Source organism: Erythrobacter donghaensis (assembly GCF_001557325.1).
In the GTDB taxonomy this organism is placed as follows: Bacteria; Pseudomonadota; Alphaproteobacteria; order Sphingomonadales; family Sphingomonadaceae; genus Erythrobacter; species Erythrobacter donghaensis_B.
Genome location: NZ_LSJS01000222.1, coordinates 34,617 through 52,540, shown reverse-complemented (window position 1 = coordinate 52,540; position 17,924 = coordinate 34,617). Strand labels below are relative to the sequence as shown.

The following is a 17,924-nucleotide window of genomic DNA, read 5'->3' as shown; positions in this document are numbered from 1 at the left end:
ACAGGACCTACACCATCTCCGAAACCGACATCCGGGTCGAGAGCGGGATCTTCAGCCGCGCCGCGCGCTCGGTGCCATTCGAGCGCATTCAAGATGTGAGCCTCGAAGCCAAGCCGCTGCCGCGCCTGCTGGGGCTGGTGGCGGTCAAGTTCGAGACCGGGGCGGGCGGGGCGGATGACCTTGCGCTCCAGTACCTCACGGCCGCCGAGGGCGAGGCGCTGCGCCAGCTGGTGCGCGAGCGGCGCGAGGACGAGGCGGCAGGCGAAGGTGCCGCCGCCGCAGACCCCGCCATGCCTGCTCGCACCGTTGACGAGGCAGGCGAGGTGCTGTTCGCGATGGCACCTGGGCGGCTCCTGACCTTCGGCCTGTTCGAATTCTCGCTCGCGGTCTTCGCGGTGCTGGGCGGCGCGCTGCAATATCTCGACAATGTCACCGATATCGACGTCTGGTACGGCTGGCTCAAGGAACAGGGCAGCACGGTCGCCACGCTCGGTCGCGAGGCGCAAGTCTTCGGCGCGGTGGCCGGGATCATCGGCTTGCTGGTCGTCGGCTCGGTGACCGGGGTGGTGCGCACGGCCTTGCGCGATTGGGGCTTCACCCTGACCCGCTCGGCACGCGGCTTCCGGCGCCAGCGCGGGCTCTTCACCCGCACCGACGTGGTGATGCCCGCCCACCGCGTGCAGGGGCTGGTGATCGGCACCGGCATGGTGCGCTACCGTTTCGGCTGGCATTCGCTGCGCTTCGTCAGCCTCGCGCAGGACGACAAGGAGCAGAGCCACGTCGTCGCGCCCTTCGCGACCATGGAGGAGATCGCGCCGATCGTCGCGGCATCCGGCTTCCGCCTGCCGGGCGAGGCCACCCGCTGGCAGCGCGCCAGCACCCGCCACCGCACCGATCTGGCGATCCGCGATGCGGCGATTTTCGCGGCTGCGGCGATCGCGACCGCGATCCTTGCACCTCCGGGCCTGTTCCTGATCCCGCTTGGCCTCGCGGTGCTGGCGGTGGGGGCTAACCTCTATGCCTGGGAGTTCCGCCGCCACGCGATCGACGACAAGCAGGTCTATGCCAGCCACGGCTTCCTCTCGCCCCGGCAGGAAATCGCGACGCGGCTGAAGCTGCATTCGGTCGAGATCGCGCAGGGGCCGGTGGCGCGGCTGCGTGGTTATGCGACGGTGCACTTGGGGCTCGCCGGGGGCAGCTTCGCGATGCGCGGCGTGCCGATCGAGGACGCGCGCGCGCTTCGTGCGCAGGTGATGGAGACGATCACCGCGACCGATTACTCGCGGCTTGATGCCGCGCCTGCTCCTCAGGCCTTGAGCGCGGCCCAGTCAGGGTTCTCGGAAAACTTCCTCGCCACGTAAGAGCAATCGGGGCGGATCAGGAAGCCCTGCCGCTCGGCGTCCTTGACCAGCCGATCCACCAGCGCGCCTGCCACGCCGCGCCCGCCGATGGCGCGCGGGACGATGGTGTGCGCGGCGACGCGGATCTCCTTGCCATCGCGGCTGCCACCCGGCTCCCATTCGAGATAGCCTTCTTCCGGCGACCCCTCGACCACGGCGACATAGCGGCCGCCCTGGCCTGCGACATGATGGGTTATTGTCGGCTTTGCGCTTTCTTCGTCCATCGGTTGCTCCTCCGGCTTGCCACGCCCGAATGTAAGGTTAAGGGCGTGCCGAAATGACCCTCGCCAAACCCTTCCTGTCCGACAATGCCGCTGCCGTCCACCCCAAGCTGTGGGAGGCGATGCGCGCTGCCGACCAGCCGGACAACCCGTACGACGGGGACCGCCTCTCGGCCGAGCTCGACGCCCGCTTCACCGCGCTGTTCGGGCGTGAATGCGCCGCGCTGTGGGTGGCCACCGGAACTGCGGCGAACTGCCTGGCGCTGGGCACGATGGTCCAGCCCCATGGCGGGGTGGTGTGCCACCGCGAGGCGCATATCGAGGTCGACGAGGGCGGCGCGCCCGGCTTCTTCCTCCACGGCGCCAAGCTGATGCTGGCGGAAGGCGAGGGCGCGAAGCTGACCCCCGCCGATATCGCCGCGCTGGTCGACCCGATCCGCGATGATGTCCATCAGGTGCAGCCCCACGCCATCGCGATCACGCAGGCCTCGGAATATGGCCGCAGCTACAGCCCCGCCGAGCTGGCGGCGCTAGGCGACTTTGCGAAGGAGCGCCGCCTCGGCCTCCACATGGACGGGGCGCGCTTCGCCAATGCGGCGGCCTTCCTCGGCGGCTCGGCGGCGGAGGCGGCGCGGGCAGCGAGCGGCCCGGTGGACAGCCTCGCCTTCGGCTTCATCAAGAACGGCGGCATGGGGGCCGAGGCGGTGGTGCTGTTCGATCCCGAGCGCGCGATGGAAGTGCGCTACCGCCGCAAGCGCGCCGGGCACCTGCAATGCAAGGGTCGCTATCTCGCCGCACAGATCCTCGCGATGCTGGACGGCGACCTTTGGCACGCCAATGCCGCGCACGCCAATGCCGCCGCGCAGGAAGTGGCCGCAGGCTGCGCCGACCGGCTGCTCCACCCGGTCGAGGCCAACGAGCTGTTCGTGCGCCTGACTGCGGCGGAGCGTGAGGCGCTTCGCGCGCAGGACTTCGCCTTCTACGACTGGGGCGCCGATAGCGCGCGCTTCGTCACCGCCTGGAACACCCGTCCCGAGGATGCCGCCGCGCTCGGCAAGGCGATTGCCGCGCTATGACCCTCGCGCCGCCGCCTGCGCCCGCGATGCTGAGCCCGCGGGTGCTGGTTCCGTTCATGCTGACCGGTACGATCTGGGGCTCGACCTGGTTCGTCATCACCGGACAGATCGCGGGCGTGCCCGCTGCATGGGGCGTGTTCTACCGCTTCATGCTGGCGACCCCGGCGCTGTTCGCCCTCGCGCTGGCGATGGGCAACCGGCTGAGGCTGTCGCGGACCGAGCACGTTCTCGCGCTCGGCGTCGGGATCGCGCAGTTCTCGGGCAACTTCCTGTTCGTCTACCATTCCGAGCAGCACATCACCTCCGGCATCGTCGCGGTGATGTTCGCGCTGCTGATGGTGCCCAACGCGATCTTCGCGCGGGTGTTCATCGGCGAGCGGGTGCAGGGCGGCTTCATCGGCGGGAGCCTGGTCGCCATCGCGGGGGTTTCGCTGCTGCTGGTGCATGAATGGAACGCGGCCCCGCTCGGCGGCGACGTGGCGCTGGGCATCGTGCTCGCCATCGGCGGGATGCTTGCCGCCTCGATCGCCAACGTGGTGCAGGCCAACCCCACCGGGCGCAAGGTGCCGATGGTGAGCCTGCTCGCCTGGGCGATGCTTTACGGCACGATTTTCGATTTCGGCTTTGCCCTGCTGACCGCCGGCCCGCCGCAGGTGCCGACAGCGTGGCAGTTCTGGGCGGGGACGGCCTATCTCGCGATCATCGGTTCGGTCGTCACCTTCCCGCTGCACTACAACCTCGTTCGCGAGATCGGGGCGGGCAAGACCGCCTATAACGGTATCGTCACCGTGTGCGTGGCGATGCTGCTCTCGACCCTGTTCGAGGACTTTCGCTGGGACCTGCTCTCGGCGAGCGGGATGGCGCTGGCGCTGCTCGGCATGGGCCTGGCATTGCGGGCGCGGCGGGTGAAGGCGGTGCAGGTGCAGCAGTCGGGCGCGCTGCGGCGGTAGGCCCTGCGTTCGTCATCGCGAGCGAAGCTGGCCGTAGGCCTACCAATCCGTCGACTGCGGTCGCCCACAGCGGAACGGGCGTTCCATGGATTGCCGCGTCGCTCCGCTCCGCGCGATGACGAGCTAGAGAAGTCCTGCCAACCCTTCGACATAGGTAGGGTACTTTGGCGACCACCCCAGCAAGCGCCTTGCCTTGCCGTTGGCGACGCGGCGGTTCTCCATGTAGAAGCCGCGCGCCATTTCGGAGAGGTTCGCTTCCTCGAGTGTCTCCATCGGCGGCAGCGGCAGGCCGAGCAACCGGCAGGCATGTTCGGTGACTTCGTTGCCGCTGCACGGGTAGTCGTCGCCGAGGTTGTAGGCCCCGCTCGGCGCATCCCCGACCAGCGCGGCGACCACCCCGCTGGCGATATCCTCGACATGCACGCGGCTGAAGACCTGCCCCGGCACGTCGATCCGCCGCGCCTTGCCCTCCTTCACCCGGTCAAGTGCCGAGCGGCCCGGGCCATAGATCCCCGGCAGGCGGAACACCCGTGCGCCCATGGTCAGCCATGCGAGGTCGGCCTCGGCCCGCGCATTGCGACGGCCTTCCCCACTTTGCGCGATGGTCGGCGTCGTCTCGTCCACCCATGCGCCTGCGCGGTCGCCATAGACGCCGGTGGAGGAGAGGTAGAACAGCGCCTTGCCTTGCAGAGCCTCGCCATAGGCCTCCAGCACCGGGTCGCCGCCTGCTCGCTCCGGCGGCACCGAGGAGAGGACGTGGCTCGCCGCGCCCAGCGCCGCCAGCACCGCCTCGCGGTCGGCGAAGGCGAGGTCGCCCGCGCTCCCGGTCGCGCGCACCTGCCAGCCCTGCGCCTGCATGGCGATGGCGATGCGCCCGGCGGTGTAGCCGAGACCGAAGATCAGCAATTGTCCCATAAGAGCAACCTAATGATTGGCCCCGCGCCCAATACAACCTAAATCGGGCCGCATGGATATCGCAACCACCCCCACCACCCCCGACGGCAACCCCGAAATCGCGGATGCCGCGCCCACTCCGCACGAGCCGCCGGTGATCCGGCGCGAGGATTATGCGCCCTTCGCGTGGCGCGTCCCGACGACGCAGCTCGATTTCCGGCTGGGGCTGGAGGCGACCCGCGTCACCGCGACGCTTGCGGTCGAGCGCAATCCCGCCGCCGCGCCGACGCACGAGCTGCGCCTCAACGGCGACAGCCTCACCGCGACCAGCGTGATGGTGGACGGCGCGGCTGCCGCGTGGCGGATGGACGGGCCCGACCTCGTCGTCACCCTGCCGGGGGACAGGCACATGGTCGAAATCGTCACGCAGATCGATCCCAGCGCCAACACCCAGCTGATGGGCCTCTACGCCTCGAACGGCATGCTTTGCACCCAGTGCGAATCGGAAGGCTTCCGCCGCATCACCTTCTTCCCCGACCGACCCGACGTGCTTTCGACCTATGCGGTCAGGATGGAGGGCGACAAGGCCGCCTTCCCAATCCTGCTGTGCAACGGCAACCGCACGGCCGCGGGCGAGAATCCTGACGGCACCCACTGGGCCGAGTGGCACGACCCCTGGCCCAAGCCCTCCTACCTCTTCGCGCTGGTCGCGGGCGATCTGGTGGCGAATTCGAAACCCTTCACCACCCGCTCGGGCCGCGTGGTCGAATGCAATGTCTGGGTGCGCAGGGAAGACCTCGAACGCACCGACCATGCGCTCGAAAGCCTGCACCGCTCGATGAAGTGGGACGAGGACACCTTCGGCCGCGAATACGACCTCGATCTCTACAACATCGTCGCCGTGTCCGACTTCAACATGGGGGCGATGGAGAACAAGGGGCTCAACGTCTTCAACACCAAATACGTGCTGGCCGACCCCGACACCGCGACCGATGCCGATTTCGACGCGGTCGAGGGCGTGATCGCGCACGAATATTTCCACAACTGGTCAGGCAACCGCGTGACCTGCCGCGACTGGTTCCAGCTCAGCCTCAAGGAAGGCTTCACCGTGCTGCGCGACCAGCTGTTCTCGCAGGACATGCGTGGGCAAGCGGTCAAGCGGATCGAGGATGTGCGCATCCTGCGCGCCGCGCAGTTCCCCGAGGATGCGGGGCCGCTCGCGCACCCGATCCGGCCCGACAGCTACCGCGAGATCAGCAACTTCTACACGGCCACCGTCTACAACAAGGGCGCCGAGGTGATCCGCATGATGCGCAGCATGGTGGGCGAGGCGCGGTTCCGGGCCGGGTGCGACCTCTATTTCGACCGCCACGACGGGGAAGCGGCGACCTGCGAGGATTTCGTCAAGGCGATCGAGGACGGGGCGGGGATCGACCTCACCGCCTTCCGCCGCTGGTATTCGCAGGCGGGCACGCCGCGCGTCGCCGTGTCGCAGACGGTCGCGGGCGACACGCTCAAGCTCACCCTCAAGCAGACCGTCCCGGCCACGCCCGGCCAGCCCGACAAGCTGCCGATGCCGATCCCGCTCAAACTCGCGGTGCATGCGCGTTCCGGCGTGCTCGGGGCCGAGCGGCTCGTAGTGCTGGAGGAGGAGCAGCAGAGCTTCGACCTGCCGCTCGCGGGCGGCGATCCGGTGGTCTCGATCAACCGCGGCTTCACCGCGCCGGTCGTGATCGAGCGGGCGCTGGCGCGCGAGGATCTGGTGTTCCTTGCGGCGCATGACGATGATCCCTTCGCGCGCTCGGAGGCCTTGCAGGAGCTCGCGGTCGGCCATCTCGTCGCTGCGGCGAGCGGTGCGCTCCCGGCCGACGAGCAGGCGGCGGGCGAGGCGGCGATCATCGGCGCCTTCCGCGCGAGCCTCGCCGACAACGCGCTCGAGGATGCGATGCGCGGCGAATTGCTGGTGCTGCCTTCCGAAACCTACCTGTTCGAGGCGATGGCGACCGGGGAGCGCAAGGCCGATCCGGGCGCGATCCATGCCGCGCGCGAGGGGCTCAAGGCCGCGATCGGCACCGCGCTGGCGGGAGAGCTTGCGGCGCTCCATGCGCGGGCCTCGGGCGTTGCGCAGGGCGATCCGGCAGGGCGCGGGGCGCGCAAGGTCAAGACCATCGCGCTTGGCCTGATTGCCGCCGCCGACCCGGCCACGGCGGCAGAGCTCGCCGCGGCGCAGTTCGATGCGGCGGACAACATGACCGACCGGCAGGGGGCGCTGATGGTGCTGTGCGGGCTCGACACCCCGCATCGCGAGGACAAGCTCGCCGCCTTCTACGAGCGCTACAGGGACAATGCGCTGGTGGTCGACAAGTGGTTCACGCTGCAGGCCCTGTCGCTCCACCCCGATGTCATCGCGCATGTCCGGGCCTTGGCCGAACATCCCGACTTCACGCTCAAGAACCCCAACCGCGTGCGCTCGCTGCACATGGCCTTCGCGGGCAATCCCAAGGCGTTCCACAAGGCGACTGGCGAGGGCTACCGGATGGTCGCCGACGTGATCCTCGCGCTCGATCCGATCAACCCGCAGACCGCCGCGCGCTTCGTGCCCTCGCTCGGACGCTGGCGGCGGATCGAAGAGGGCCGCGCGGCGCTGATGAAGGCGGAGCTCGAGCGGATCCTCGCCGCGGGCAATCTCTCGCGCGACACCTTCGAGCAGGTCAGCCGCTCGCTCGAGGGCTGACCGGGTGGAGTTCCAGATCGAAACCCACCCGCTGCTCGAAGGCGTGCCGCACGGCTTCTTCGGCAGCGCGGGCGGCGCGCAGCAGTTCGGCTTCGGCGGGCCCGGCGAAGGCGAGGGCGTCCGCGCGCTGCGGGCGGCGGCGGCCGAGGCGATCCGCCCCGGCGGCACCCTCGCCGCCCCGCATCAGGTGCATTCGCCCGATGTCGTGACGGTCACCGGGGCGTGGGACGACGGCGCTGAGGGCCGCCCGGTCGGCGATGCGGTCGTCACCGCCACGCCCGGGATCGTGCTCGGGATCGTCACCGCGGACTGCGGCCCGATCCTCTTCGCCGACCGCGCGGCAGGCGTGGTCGGCGCAGCCCACGCGGGCTGGCGCGGCGCGGTGGACGGCGTGCTCGAGAACACCATCGCCGCGATGGAGGCGCTGGGGGCCAGGCGCGCCCATATCGCCGCCGTGCTCGGGCCGACCATCGCGCAGGCGAGCTACGAGGTCGACGCGCCCTTCCGCGACCGCTTCCCGGCCGCCGCCGAGCGCTTCTTCGCCCGCGCGCCCGAACGCGAGGGTGTGGCGCGCTGGCACTTCGATCTGCCGGGATTCATCGCCGCCCGGCTTGTCGACGCGGATATCGGGAAATTTGCGGATATTGCCCGGGATACATTCTCACACGTCGCGCGTTACCACTCCCACAGACGCTCCACGCAGGGCGGTGAGGCGAATTATGGTCGGCAGATCAGCATGATCGCGCTGCCCTGACCCGGCCTTGCACGGCGGCGAACGCGGCTTGACTAAAACACGGTTGGAATCTCGCAGGATTGCCGTTAATTGCCCCGCCCAAGTTTCAGGCCGGGTTCGCCGCAAGGGGCACACGGCCATGAAGCAGGGACCAATCGACGGATAGGCTCAGGGGCTTTCGCGCCCCGCAACGCAACACCACGCCGCGCAGGCTCATTCCGGCGCGGCAAAACGAGCAGGGCAAGACGAAATGGCTAATGACACGGCCGCTACCACCGAAGTCTCCACCGCCGATGAGGGCGTGCGCCGCCGCGACTGGATCCACATCGCCGCGCTCGGCACGGCGGGCGTGGGCGGGGCTTCGGTCCTGTTTCCGCTGATCAGCCAGATGGCGCCCTCGCAGGACGTGCTCGCCGCGAGCACCACCGAAGTCGATGTCAGCGCGATCCAGCCGGGTCAGAGCATCAAGGCCACCTTCCGCAAGCAGCCGCTGTTCGTGAAGCGCCTCACCGCCGAGGAAATCGCCAAGGCCAAGGCCGATGACGCGTCCGACATGCGCGATCCCGCCACGCTCGCCGAGCGTACCAAGACCGGGCACGAGGACCTGCTGGTCACCATGGGCGTTTGCACCCACCTGGGCTGCGTGCCGCTGGGCGCTGCCGAGGGCGAGAACAAGGGCGAGTTCGGCGGCTATTTCTGCCCCTGCCACGGCTCGCACTACGATGTCGCGGGCCGTATCCGCAAGGGTCCGGCGCCCAAGAACCTGCTGGTGCCCGAATACGAGTTCACTTCCGACACCGTCATCCGGGTCGGGTGATCGCGCGTATCTGATCCGACACAATAATCGCCTGACCTTTCATCCGATCAAGCCGAGAGAACGCCATGAGTTTCGCCTGGGCCAAGCAATACGAACCGCAGTCCGCCTTCACCAAGTGGATTGACGAGAAGCTGCCGCTGCCGCGCCTCGTCTACAACGCGGTCGGGGCCGGTTATCCGGTGCCGCGCAACCTCAACTACATGTGGAACTTCGGCGTGCTCGCCGGCTTCTTCCTGGTGGTTCAGATCGTCACCGGCGTCGTCCTGGCGATGCACTATGCGGCCAACGGCCTCGTCGCCTTCGCCACGGTCGAGCACATCATGCGCGACGTGAACTACGGCTGGATGCTGCGCTACGCCCACGCCAACGGGGCAAGCTTCTTCTTCATCGTGATCTACCTGCACATCTTCCGCGGGTTCTTCTATTCCTCCTACAAGGCCCCGCGCGAGATGATCTGGCTGCTGGGCGTGGTGATCTTCCTGCTCATGATGGCGACCGCCTTCATGGGCTACGTGCTGCCGTGGGGCCAGATGAGCTTCTGGGGCGCGCAGGTCATCACCGGCCTGTTCTCGGCGATCCCGCTGGTGGGCGAGCCGCTGCAGGTGTGGCTGCTGGGCGGCTTCGCGCCCGACAATGCCGCGCTCAACCGCTTCTTCAGCTTGCACTTCCTGCTGCCCTTCGTGATCGCGGGCGTGGTGATCCTGCATATCTGGGCGCTGCACATCCCCGGCTCGTCGAACCCGACCGGCGTCGAGGTGAAGCAGGAATCGGACACCGTGCCGTTCCACCCCTACTACACCGCCAAGGACGGCTTCGGCCTCGGCGTGGCGTTGATCCTGTTCACCGCGATGGTGTTCTTCCTGCCCAACGCGCTCGGCCACCCGGACAACTACATCGAGGCGAACCCGCTCTCGACCCCGGCGCACATCGTGCCCGAATGGTACTTCTGGCCGTTCTACGCGATCCTGCGCGCCTTCACCGGCGATCTCACCATCCCCTTCACCGGCATCACCCTGATCCCGGCGAAGCTGCTCGGCGTGATCGCGATGTTCGGCTCGATCCTGCTGTGGTTCGTCCTGCCCTGGCTCGACAAGAGCCCGGTGCGCTCGGGCCATTACCGCCCGCTGTTCCGCAAGTTCTTCTGGTTCGGCCTGATCCCGGCGATGGCGGTGCTGTTCTACTGCGGCGGCGCCCCGGCCGAGGAGCCCTTCGTGGTCCTCAGCCAGATCGCCACGGCGTACTACTTCCTGCACTTCCTGGTGATCCTGCCGATCATCAGCCAGATCGAAGTGCCCAAGCCGCTGCCGTTCTCGATCACCGAAGCCGTGCTCGGCGGAACCAAGCCCGGCAGCACCTCGGGCGGCGGCAAGGTCGATCCCGAAAGCGTTGTCGAGGGCCTGCCCGGCACCGCCACCGACGGCTCGCTGCAACCGGCCGAGTGATCGGCCGGGACACAGCCCAAGCAATCTGAACCGATAACGAGAAAGAGCTCGGTCATGACTATTCGTCTCGGAGGCATCCTCGCAGGCCTCGCCATCACCGCGGTGCTGGTGCTGTGGTCGCTCCTGCCCGGTGTCTACAACTACGCCTTCGGCCCCGCGCCGGAAAAGCAGCCGTCCTATGCCTTCTACGAGCACGGCCACGGTCCCGAGGGCGGCTTCGCCTTCGACGGCCCCTTCGGCAAGTGGGACATGGCGCAGCTGCAGCGCGGCTATCAGGTCTACAAGGAAGTCTGCAAGGCGTGCCACAGCCTCAAGTTCGTCGCTTTCCGCGACCTCAAGCAGCTCGGCTACACCGACGCCGAGGTTGACGCCGAGGCGGCGACCTGGACCGTTCCGGGCATCGACCCCGCCACCGGCGAGGCGACCACCCGTCCGGGCGAGCCGACCGACTACTTCCCCTCGCCCTTCCCCAACGCCATCGCCGCCGCGGCCGCGAACAACAACGCAATCCCGCCCGATCTCTCGCTGATGGCCAAGGCGCGTCACGACGGGTCGAACTACATCTACGACCTGCTGGTGGGCTACGGCGAGGCGGACCCCGCCAAGGCGGCCAAGGTCGGCTTCGAGACGCCCGACGGCCTCTACTTCAACAAGCACTTCCCCAACGTCAACATCGCCATGCCCCCGCCGCTGAGCGATGATCAGGTGACCTATGCCGACGGCACCAAGGCCACCGTGGCGCAGATGTCGAAGGACGTCGCCGCCTTCCTGACCTGGACCGCCGAGCCCAAGCTCGTCGAGCGGCGCCAGACCGGGTGGTTCGTGCTGGGCTTCCTGCTGTTCGCGACCACGCTGGCCTTCCTCAGCTACAAGCAGATCTGGGCCGGCATGAAGCCGAAGAAGAAGTAAGCCTTTCACGCGGTTCGATACATCGGGCGCCCCGTCATCCCTTGCGGATGGCGGGGCGCTCTGCTTTGAGGGGACCGAAAGGGGCCAAGCCGACATGACTGCACCGCATCTCTCTCCCGAAGAGCTCAAGGCGCTTGTGCGCACCGTGCCGGACTTCCCGCATCCAGGGATCCAGTTCCGCGACATCACCACGCTGATCGGCCACCATCAGGGCATGGCGGCGAGCGTCCATCACCTGGCCGCGGCCGCCGGCGCTGCGGGGGCGCACAAGATCGCCGGGATGGAAGCGCGCGGCTTCATCTTCGGCGCGGCGGTCGCGGTGCAGCTCGGGCTCGGCTTCGTGCCGGTGAGGAAGCCCGGCAAGCTGCCGATCGACACTATCGGCATCGACTACGCGCTCGAATATGGCACCGACCGGCTCGAGATGGACCCGGGCGCGATCGAGCCCGGGAAGCAGGTGGTGATCGTTGACGACCTCATCGCCACCGGCGGCACCGCGCTCGCCTCGGCCGAGCTGCTGCGCAAGGCGGGGGCCGTGGTGACCCACGCGCTGTTCGTGATCGACCTGCCCGACCTCGGCGGGGCCGAGCGGCTGCGTCAGGCGGGCATCACCGTATCCGCGCTGATGGCGTTCGAGGGCGACTGACCCCTCCGCGTCGGCCGGCAAGGGTCCGGTTTTGGTTGTGTTGTCGAAGACCCCTCGGCTATGCCCGAGGGCGGGCGCTGCCTCCCGCGCCCGTGTAAGCTGAACCCCATTAGCGCAAGGATCCGAGACGCCGCCTATGGCTATCGCCATGACGCTTCTGACGCTGGCCCTGCTTCCCTTTGCCGCTGCGCTCGCCATCGCGCTGTTGCACGGCGCGCCGCGTGCGGTGCATGCGGGGCTGGCGGGCGGAGCGAGCGCGGCGGGCCTCGCGCTGCTGGCGAGCCTCGCCGCACCCGCGCTCGGGGGAGAGCCGCCCTTGGCCCGGTGGGAATGGGTGCCTGCCCTTGGCCTCGATCTCACCCTGATGGTCGATCCGCTGGGCTGGATGTTCGGGCTGCTGATCCTCGGCATCGGCCTGTTGGTGGTCATCTTCGCGCACAGCTATCTCTACGAGAACGAGGACACGGGACGGTTCTTCGCCAGCCTCATGCTGTTCCAGGGCGCGATGCTGGGGATCGTGATCGCGGGCAATGTCCTGCTGCTGCTGGTGTTCTGGGAGCTGACCAGCCTCGCCTCCTTCCTCCTGATCGGCTTCTGGCAGCACAAGGCCGAGGCGCGGCAGGGCGCGCGCATGGCGCTGGCGGTGACCGGCGGCGGGGGCCTCGCGCTGATCGGCGGGATGGTGCTGCTCGGGCTGATCGCCGGGAGCTTCGATTTGCCCACGATCCTCGCGCGGGGCGACCTGGTGCGCGCCTCGCCGCTCTACCCGCTGATGCTGGGGCTGATCCTCATCGGCTGCTTCACCAAGTCGGCGCAGTTCCCGTTCCATTTCTGGCTTCCCCACGCGATGGCCGCGCCGACGCCGGTGAGTGCCTATCTCCATTCGGCGACGATGGTGAAGGCGGGCGTGTTCCTGCTCGCGCGGTTGTGGCCGGTGCTGGCGGGGACGGAGCTCTACACCGTCACCGTCACCAGCGTCGGCCTCGTCACGATGGTCGTCGGCGCCACGGTGGCGCTGTTCCGGCACGACCTCAAATCGATCCTCGCCTATTCGACCATCTCGCAGCTCGGCATGCTGGTGATGCTGCTCGGCTTCAGCCGCGAGACCGCGGCGCTGGCGGCGGTGCTGCACATCCTCAACCACGCCGCCTTCAAGGCCGCGCTGTTCATGAGCGCCGGGATCGTCGAGCACGAGACCGGGACGCGCGACATCCGCCGGCTTGGCGGGCTTGCCAAGGCGATGCCGGTCACCGCGCTGGTCGCGACGCTCGCCGCCGCCTCGATGGCGGGGCTGCCGCCGCTGGGCGGGTTCATTTCCAAGGAGGCGATGCTCTACGAGACGCCCAAGCTGGCGCTGTTCGGGATCGCATGGCTGCTCCCGGCGCTGGCGACGGTGGGCGCCACCTTCTCGGTCGCCTATTCGCTGCGCTTTGCCGCGCACCTCTTCGCCGGAAAGCCGCGCGAGGCCGGGCCCTTCGCGCGCGCGCATGATCCTTCCCCCGCGATGTGGGCCGCGCCCGCGCTGCTGACCGCACTGGCGGTGCTGCTCGGCCTTGTCCCGATGTGGCTCGCCGCGCCGCTGGTGAGCGCGGTCACGGGCGCCGTCACGGGGAGCGCCCCGCCCGAGGTCGAGCTGGGCCTGTGGCACGGGGTCAACCTTGCGCTGATCCTCAGCGTGGCTGCGGTCGCGGGCGGAGCGGCGCTGCTGTGGCGGCATAAGGGCCTCCTCGCCCTGTGGGAGCGCGCTTCGCTGCCCGATGCCAAGCGGATGTTCGAGACCGCGCTCGGCCTCGCCGACCGCTGGACGAGGAAGGCGCTGGTCGCCACCCACACACCCTCGCTCCAACGCATGCTGCTGGCGAGCTTTGCGGTCACGATCCTGCTGGTGATCGAGGGTGCGCTCACCGGCGGCGGGGTGCTGACCGGCACGCGCGCGGGGCTCCCGGCAAACCTTCCGGCGATGGCCGCCTGGGTGCTGCTGATCGCCGCGACGCTGGCGGTCGCGCTGGAATCGCACAACCGCCTGCGTGCGCTGATCTATGTCAGCGTGATCGGCCTTGTCGTCAGCCTCGCCTTCGCGGTGCTCTCCGCACCCGATCTCGCGCTGACGCAGATCTCGGTCGAGGCGGTGACGGTGCTGCTGATGCTGCTCGCGCTGAACCTGCTCCCCAAGCAGCCGCCGGTGATCTCGAGCCGCGCGCGCAAGACCCGCGATGCTGCCATCGCCATCGCGGGCGGCCTGCTGGTCGGCGGGATCGCCTGGGCGATGCTGACCCGCGATCCGGGGGCGAGCATCGCCGCCTTCCACCTCGCCAACGCCAAGCCGGGGGGCGGGGGGACCAATGTCGTCAACGTCATCCTCGTCGATTTCCGTGCCTACGATACCCTCGGCGAGATCATCGTGCTGGGGATCGCGGGGCTGGGGATCTTCGCGCTGCTCGACACTGCGGGGGTTGGCGCATCGGGCGCGCGGCTGCGGGCATGGCGCGCCGACATGCCGCATTCGCCCGAGCGCCATCCGATGATGCTGGTCGCCGCCAGCCGGATCATCCTGCCGCTGACGCTGGCGGTGGGCATTTACCTGTTCCTGCGCGGCCACAACCAGCCCGGCGGCGGCTTCATCGCCGCGCTGGTGGTGGCGATCGCCTTCCTCGTCCAGTACCTCGCCGCCGGCTTCGACTGGTCGGATGCGAGGAAGCCCTTTGGCGAACACAACCTCATCGGCTGGGGCGTGCTGGTGGCGATGGCGACCGGGCTCGGCGCGATGGTGCTGGGCGCGCCGTTCCTCACCAGCTGGTTCGACTATTTCAGCCTGCCGCTGATCGGCAAGTTCGAGCTGGCGAGCGCGATGCTGTTCGACACCGGCGTGTTCCTGACCGTGCTCGGCGCGGTGATGCTGGCGCTGGCGCAGCTGAGCCATGTCGCGACCCGGGCCGCGCGCGCCGCCGGAGAAGTGGAAGGCGCGCCATGAGCTACGAATTCCTCGTCGCCAGCGCCATCGGCGTGCTGGTCGCAGGCGGGATCTTCCTCGCGCTGCGGGCGCGCACCTTCCAGGTGGTGCTGGGGCTGACGCTGATTTCCTATGCGGTGAACCTGTTCCTGTTCGCCAGCGGGCGGCTGGTGCTCAACCGTCCGCCGATCTGGGACAAGACGGTGAGCGAATACACCGACCCCCTGCCGCAGGCGCTGGTGCTGACCGCGATCGTCATCACCTTCGGCATGACCGCCTTCGTGGTGATCCTCGCGCTTCGGAGCTTCCTCGAGACCGGCAGCGACCATGTCGATGGCGACCGGGTGCCCTGCGATGCCCAGGACGGGCTGGCTGATGGGGAGAGGAACGAGCCGTGAGCCTCGCCGATCATCTCCCGATCCTGCCGGTCGCGATCCCCGCGCTCGCGGCGCCCTTCGCGTTGCTGGTGATGCGCCGCCGCCGCGCGCTGGCGGTGGGCATCGGCTTTGCCGCCTGTCTGGCGCAGCTCGCGGTCGCCGTGTTGCTGATGGAGCGGGTGAGCGGGGGGACGACCCTTGCCTATGCCCTCGGCGCATGGCCCGCGCCTTTCGGGATCGTGCTGGTCGCCGACCGCCTCGCGGCACTGATGCTGGTGCTGACCGCGGTGCTCGCGCTGATCGTGCTGCTGCACGCGGTGGTGACCCGCGCCGACCGCAAGGGCTGGCACTTCCACCCGCTGTTCCACTTCCAGCTGATGGGCCTCAATGGCGCCTTCCTGACCGGCGACCTGTTCAACCTGTTCGTCTTCTTCGAGGTGCTGCTGATCGCCTCCTACGGACTGATGCTCCACGGTCAGGGCCCCGCGCGGCTCAAGGCCGGGGTGCAATATGTGGTGGTGAACCTCGTCGGATCGGCGCTGTTCCTGATCGCGCTGGGGATGCTCTATGCGCTGACCGGCACGCTCAACATGGCCGACATGGGCCTCAGAGTGCGCGAGGTTGCCCCAGACGATCAGGGCCTGCTGCGGATCGCGGCGCTTCTGCTGGCGAGTGTCTTCGCGCTGAAGGCGGCGGTGGTGCCGCTGCACCTGTGGCTGCCGCGCACCTATGCGGCCGCCACCCCTGCAGTGGCAGCGCTGTTCGCGATCATGACCAAGGTCGGGGTCTATTCGCTGATCCGGGTCGTGCCGCAGGTGTTCGGCGAGGGCGCGGGCGCGGCGGCCTGGGCGCCGGCGCCGTGGCTGCTCCCGGCCGCGTTGGTGAGCGCCTGCATCGGCTTTGCCGGAGTGTTCACTGCGCGCAGCCTTGCCGAGCAAGCCGCCTATGCCATCATCGGATCGACCGGCACGCTGCTGATCGCGGTCGCCGGTTGGAGCGGAGCGAGCCTTGGTGCAGGCCTCTACTACCTCGTCCACTCGACCCTCGCGGGCGCCGCTCTGTTCCTTGTTGCCGACATCGTCGGCCGGCGGCGCGGGAGCTTCGGCGATGCCACGAGCCCCGGCCCGGCCTTCGCCGGGCGCGGGGGCGCGGCGCTGCTGTTCATGGCCGCCGCGATCGCCACCACCGGCCTGCCGCCGCTCTCGGGCTTCATCGGCAAGCTCTTGATCCTGCAATCGGTCGCGGCGCTGCCGAACTGGGGCTGGGCGTGGAGCGTGATCCTCGGCACGACCTTCATCGGCGTGATCGGCTTCGCCCGCGCGGGCAGCGTGATCTTCTGGAAGACCGCCGAAGGGTGCGAGGCCCCGCCGCTGCCCGACACCCGGCTCGACCTTGCCGCGCCCGCGCTGGCGCTCGCCTGTCTCGCCGCGCTCTCGGCTGGCGCGGGAGCTGCGAGCGACTATGCGAATGCTGCCGCTGCACAAGTGCTTGCGCCTGCGCAAAGCGCGGCGGCGGTGCTGGGGGAGGGCCCGCGATGATGCGCCGCCTGCTCCCGCACCCCGGGCTTACCGCGCTGCTGGTGGTCATGTGGATGGTGATGGTCAACGACCTCACCGTCGGCACGCTGTTCCTCGGCCTGGTGGTGGGGGTGGCGGTGCCGATCTTCACCGCGCCCTGGTGGCCGGGCCGCCCGAAGGTGCGGTTCCTGCCTGCGCTTGCCTATGCCGGGCTGGTGCTGTGGGACATCGTGGTGGCCAACTTCCAGGTCGCCGCGATCATCCTGTTCAAGCCCAACCGCGACCTTCGCCCCGCTTGGCTGACGATCCCGCTGGAGCTTCCCAGCCCCGAGGCGATCACCGTGTTTGCCGGCACCATCAGCCTGACGCCGGGCACGGTCTCGGCCGATGTCTCGGCTTGCGGCAAGTACCTCCTCGTCCACGCGCTCCACGCCCCCGATCCCGCCGCCGAGATCGCCAAGGTCAAGGCGCGCTACGAGGCGCGGCTCAAGGAGATCTTCCCATGACGGCAGGGGTGATCGAGGCGGCGCTCGCCTTCGGCTTCGCAGGCCTGGGCCTCGCGCTGGCGATGAACCTGTGGCGGCTGTTCAAGGGGCCGGGAGTGACCGACCGGATCCTCGCGCTCGACACGATAGTGATCAACACCATCGGCCTGATCGTGCTCGCCGGGATCGCCGGGGGCAGCGGCACCGCTTTCGAGGCGGCGCTGCTGCTGGCGATGGTGGGCTTTGTCGGCACCGCCGCCTACGCCAAGTTCCTGCTGCGCGGAGACATCATCGAATGAGCCCCGCCGCCCCCCTCCTCGCCGAGCTGCTCGCCGCCGCGCTGATCGTGCTCGGCAGCGGCTTCGCGCTGGTCGGCAGCTGGGGACTGGTGCGCCTGCCCTCGCTGATGGAGCGGCTCCACGGCCCCACCAAGGCGAGCACCCTCGGGCTGGGCGCGATGCTGGTCGCCTCGGTGGTGTGGTTCCAGCTGGGCGAGGGGGAGTGGACCACGCACGAGCTGCTGATCTCCGTGTTCCTGTTCGTCACCGCGCCGATTGCGGCCAACATGATCGCCAAGGTCCACCTCCACCGCCTGCGCACCGGCGAGCCGAGCGAACCGGCCGGCCCCGCAGGCCCGCCCGCACCCCCGCCGGGCCGCGCCGACTGGGCCACGCACGAGGCCCCGCACCACGGCACGCCGGGAGACTTCGCGGGGGATTAGGACAGCAGTGGAGCCGCCGCGTTGCTGCGCAGCGCGGGCTCGGCGGCGGCTA

At 69.0% G+C, this 17,924-nt stretch carries 17 protein-coding genes; 15 read left to right on the top strand and 2 right to left on the bottom strand.

Going from position 1 to position 17,924, the window contains the following annotated elements; genetic code table 11:
* On the top strand, positions 1 to 1,361 hold a 1,361-nt coding region (locus AX692_RS13860), incomplete at its 5' end, for a PH domain-containing protein (RefSeq protein WP_073977728.1).
* Here the strand turns inward: AX692_RS13860 and AX692_RS13855 are convergent.
* Entirely contained in the window at positions 1,307 to 1,624 is a 318-nt protein-coding gene (locus AX692_RS13855) for a GNAT family N-acetyltransferase (RefSeq protein ID WP_073974697.1), read from the bottom strand. The two genes, AX692_RS13860 and AX692_RS13855, sit on opposite strands and share 55 nt — an antisense overlap.
* A gap of 53 nt (positions 1,625 to 1,677) precedes the next feature.
* Between AX692_RS13855 and AX692_RS13850 the strand changes: the two genes are divergently transcribed.
* Together AX692_RS13850 and AX692_RS13845 are read left to right on the top strand one after the other, a co-directional pair.
* Complete coding sequence (locus tag AX692_RS13850) at positions 1,678 to 2,697, top strand: threonine aldolase family protein (RefSeq protein ID WP_073974696.1); 1,020 nt, start codon at positions 1,678 to 1,680, stop codon at positions 2,695 to 2,697.
* The gene (locus tag AX692_RS13845) at positions 2,694 to 3,647 is read left to right on the top strand and encodes a DMT family transporter (protein WP_073974695.1); all 954 of its coding nucleotides are present in this window, start codon (positions 2,694 to 2,696) and stop codon (positions 3,645 to 3,647) included. The genes AX692_RS13850 and AX692_RS13845 overlap by 4 nt, the downstream gene beginning before the upstream one ends.
* Positions 3,648 to 3,770: 123 nt before the next feature.
* Here the strand turns inward: AX692_RS13845 and AX692_RS13840 are convergent, their stop codons facing one another.
* Positions 3,771 to 4,562, bottom strand: coding sequence for an NAD(P)-dependent oxidoreductase (locus tag AX692_RS13840; RefSeq protein ID WP_073974694.1), 792 nt, complete (start codon positions 4,560 to 4,562; stop codon positions 3,771 to 3,773).
* 52 nt (positions 4,563 to 4,614) lie between these two features.
* Between AX692_RS13840 and pepN the strand changes: the two genes are divergently transcribed.
* From pepN to AX692_RS13780, 12 genes are all read left to right on the top strand, one after another.
* On the top strand, positions 4,615 to 7,275 hold the full coding sequence (gene pepN / locus AX692_RS13835) for an aminopeptidase N (RefSeq protein ID WP_073974693.1): 2,661 nt from the start codon (positions 4,615 to 4,617) through the stop codon (positions 7,273 to 7,275).
* Between the two features lie 4 nt (positions 7,276 to 7,279).
* The gene (pgeF, locus tag AX692_RS13830; RefSeq protein ID WP_073974692.1) at positions 7,280 to 8,029 is read left to right on the top strand and encodes a peptidoglycan editing factor PgeF; all 750 of its coding nucleotides are present in this window, start codon (positions 7,280 to 7,282) and stop codon (positions 8,027 to 8,029) included.
* 229 nt (positions 8,030 to 8,258) lie between these two features.
* Positions 8,259 to 8,825 (top strand): ubiquinol-cytochrome c reductase iron-sulfur subunit, encoded by a 567-nt coding sequence (petA, locus tag AX692_RS13825; RefSeq protein WP_073974691.1) that lies wholly within the window; start codon positions 8,259 to 8,261, stop codon positions 8,823 to 8,825.
* Positions 8,826 to 8,890: 65 nt separating this feature from the next.
* Positions 8,891 to 10,267: a cytochrome b gene (locus AX692_RS13820; RefSeq protein ID WP_073974690.1), complete on the top strand. Its 1,377-nt coding sequence runs from the start codon at positions 8,891 to 8,893 to the stop codon at positions 10,265 to 10,267.
* A 54-nt stretch (positions 10,268 to 10,321) separates the two neighbouring features.
* The gene (locus AX692_RS13815; protein ID WP_073974689.1) at positions 10,322 to 11,176 is read left to right on the top strand and encodes a cytochrome c1; all 855 of its coding nucleotides are present in this window, start codon (positions 10,322 to 10,324) and stop codon (positions 11,174 to 11,176) included.
* 94 nt (positions 11,177 to 11,270) lie between these two features.
* Positions 11,271 to 11,822: an adenine phosphoribosyltransferase gene (locus AX692_RS13810; protein ID WP_073974688.1), complete on the top strand. Its 552-nt coding sequence runs from the start codon at positions 11,271 to 11,273 to the stop codon at positions 11,820 to 11,822.
* A 136-nt stretch (positions 11,823 to 11,958) separates the two neighbouring features.
* Positions 11,959 to 14,793, top strand: a complete 2,835-nt coding sequence (locus tag AX692_RS13805) for a monovalent cation/H+ antiporter subunit A (RefSeq protein WP_073974687.1) — start codon at positions 11,959 to 11,961, stop codon at positions 14,791 to 14,793.
* Positions 14,790 to 15,170 carry a Na+/H+ antiporter subunit C gene (locus AX692_RS13800; protein ID WP_073974686.1) on the top strand — a complete coding sequence of 127 codons (381 nt, stop codon included), beginning with the start codon at positions 14,790 to 14,792 and terminating at the stop codon, positions 15,168 to 15,170. Before AX692_RS13805 ends, AX692_RS13800 begins: the two co-directional genes overlap by 4 nt.
* Complete coding sequence (locus tag AX692_RS13795) at positions 15,167 to 16,687, top strand: monovalent cation/H+ antiporter subunit D (RefSeq protein WP_073974685.1); 1,521 nt, start codon at positions 15,167 to 15,169, stop codon at positions 16,685 to 16,687. The genes AX692_RS13800 and AX692_RS13795 overlap by 4 nt, the downstream gene beginning before the upstream one ends.
* On the top strand, positions 16,684 to 17,172 hold the full coding sequence (locus AX692_RS13790) for a Na+/H+ antiporter subunit E (RefSeq protein WP_073974684.1): 489 nt from the start codon (positions 16,684 to 16,686) through the stop codon (positions 17,170 to 17,172). The genes AX692_RS13795 and AX692_RS13790 overlap by 4 nt, the downstream gene beginning before the upstream one ends.
* Entirely contained in the window at positions 17,169 to 17,450 is a 282-nt protein-coding gene (locus tag AX692_RS13785; protein WP_196490096.1) for a K+/H+ antiporter subunit F, read from the top strand. Before AX692_RS13790 ends, AX692_RS13785 begins: the two co-directional genes overlap by 4 nt.
* The gene (locus tag AX692_RS13780) at positions 17,447 to 17,872 is read left to right on the top strand and encodes a Na+/H+ antiporter subunit G (RefSeq protein WP_073976992.1); all 426 of its coding nucleotides are present in this window, start codon (positions 17,447 to 17,449) and stop codon (positions 17,870 to 17,872) included. Before AX692_RS13785 ends, AX692_RS13780 begins: the two co-directional genes overlap by 4 nt.
* The last annotated feature ends 52 nt before the right edge of the window (positions 17,873 to 17,924 follow it).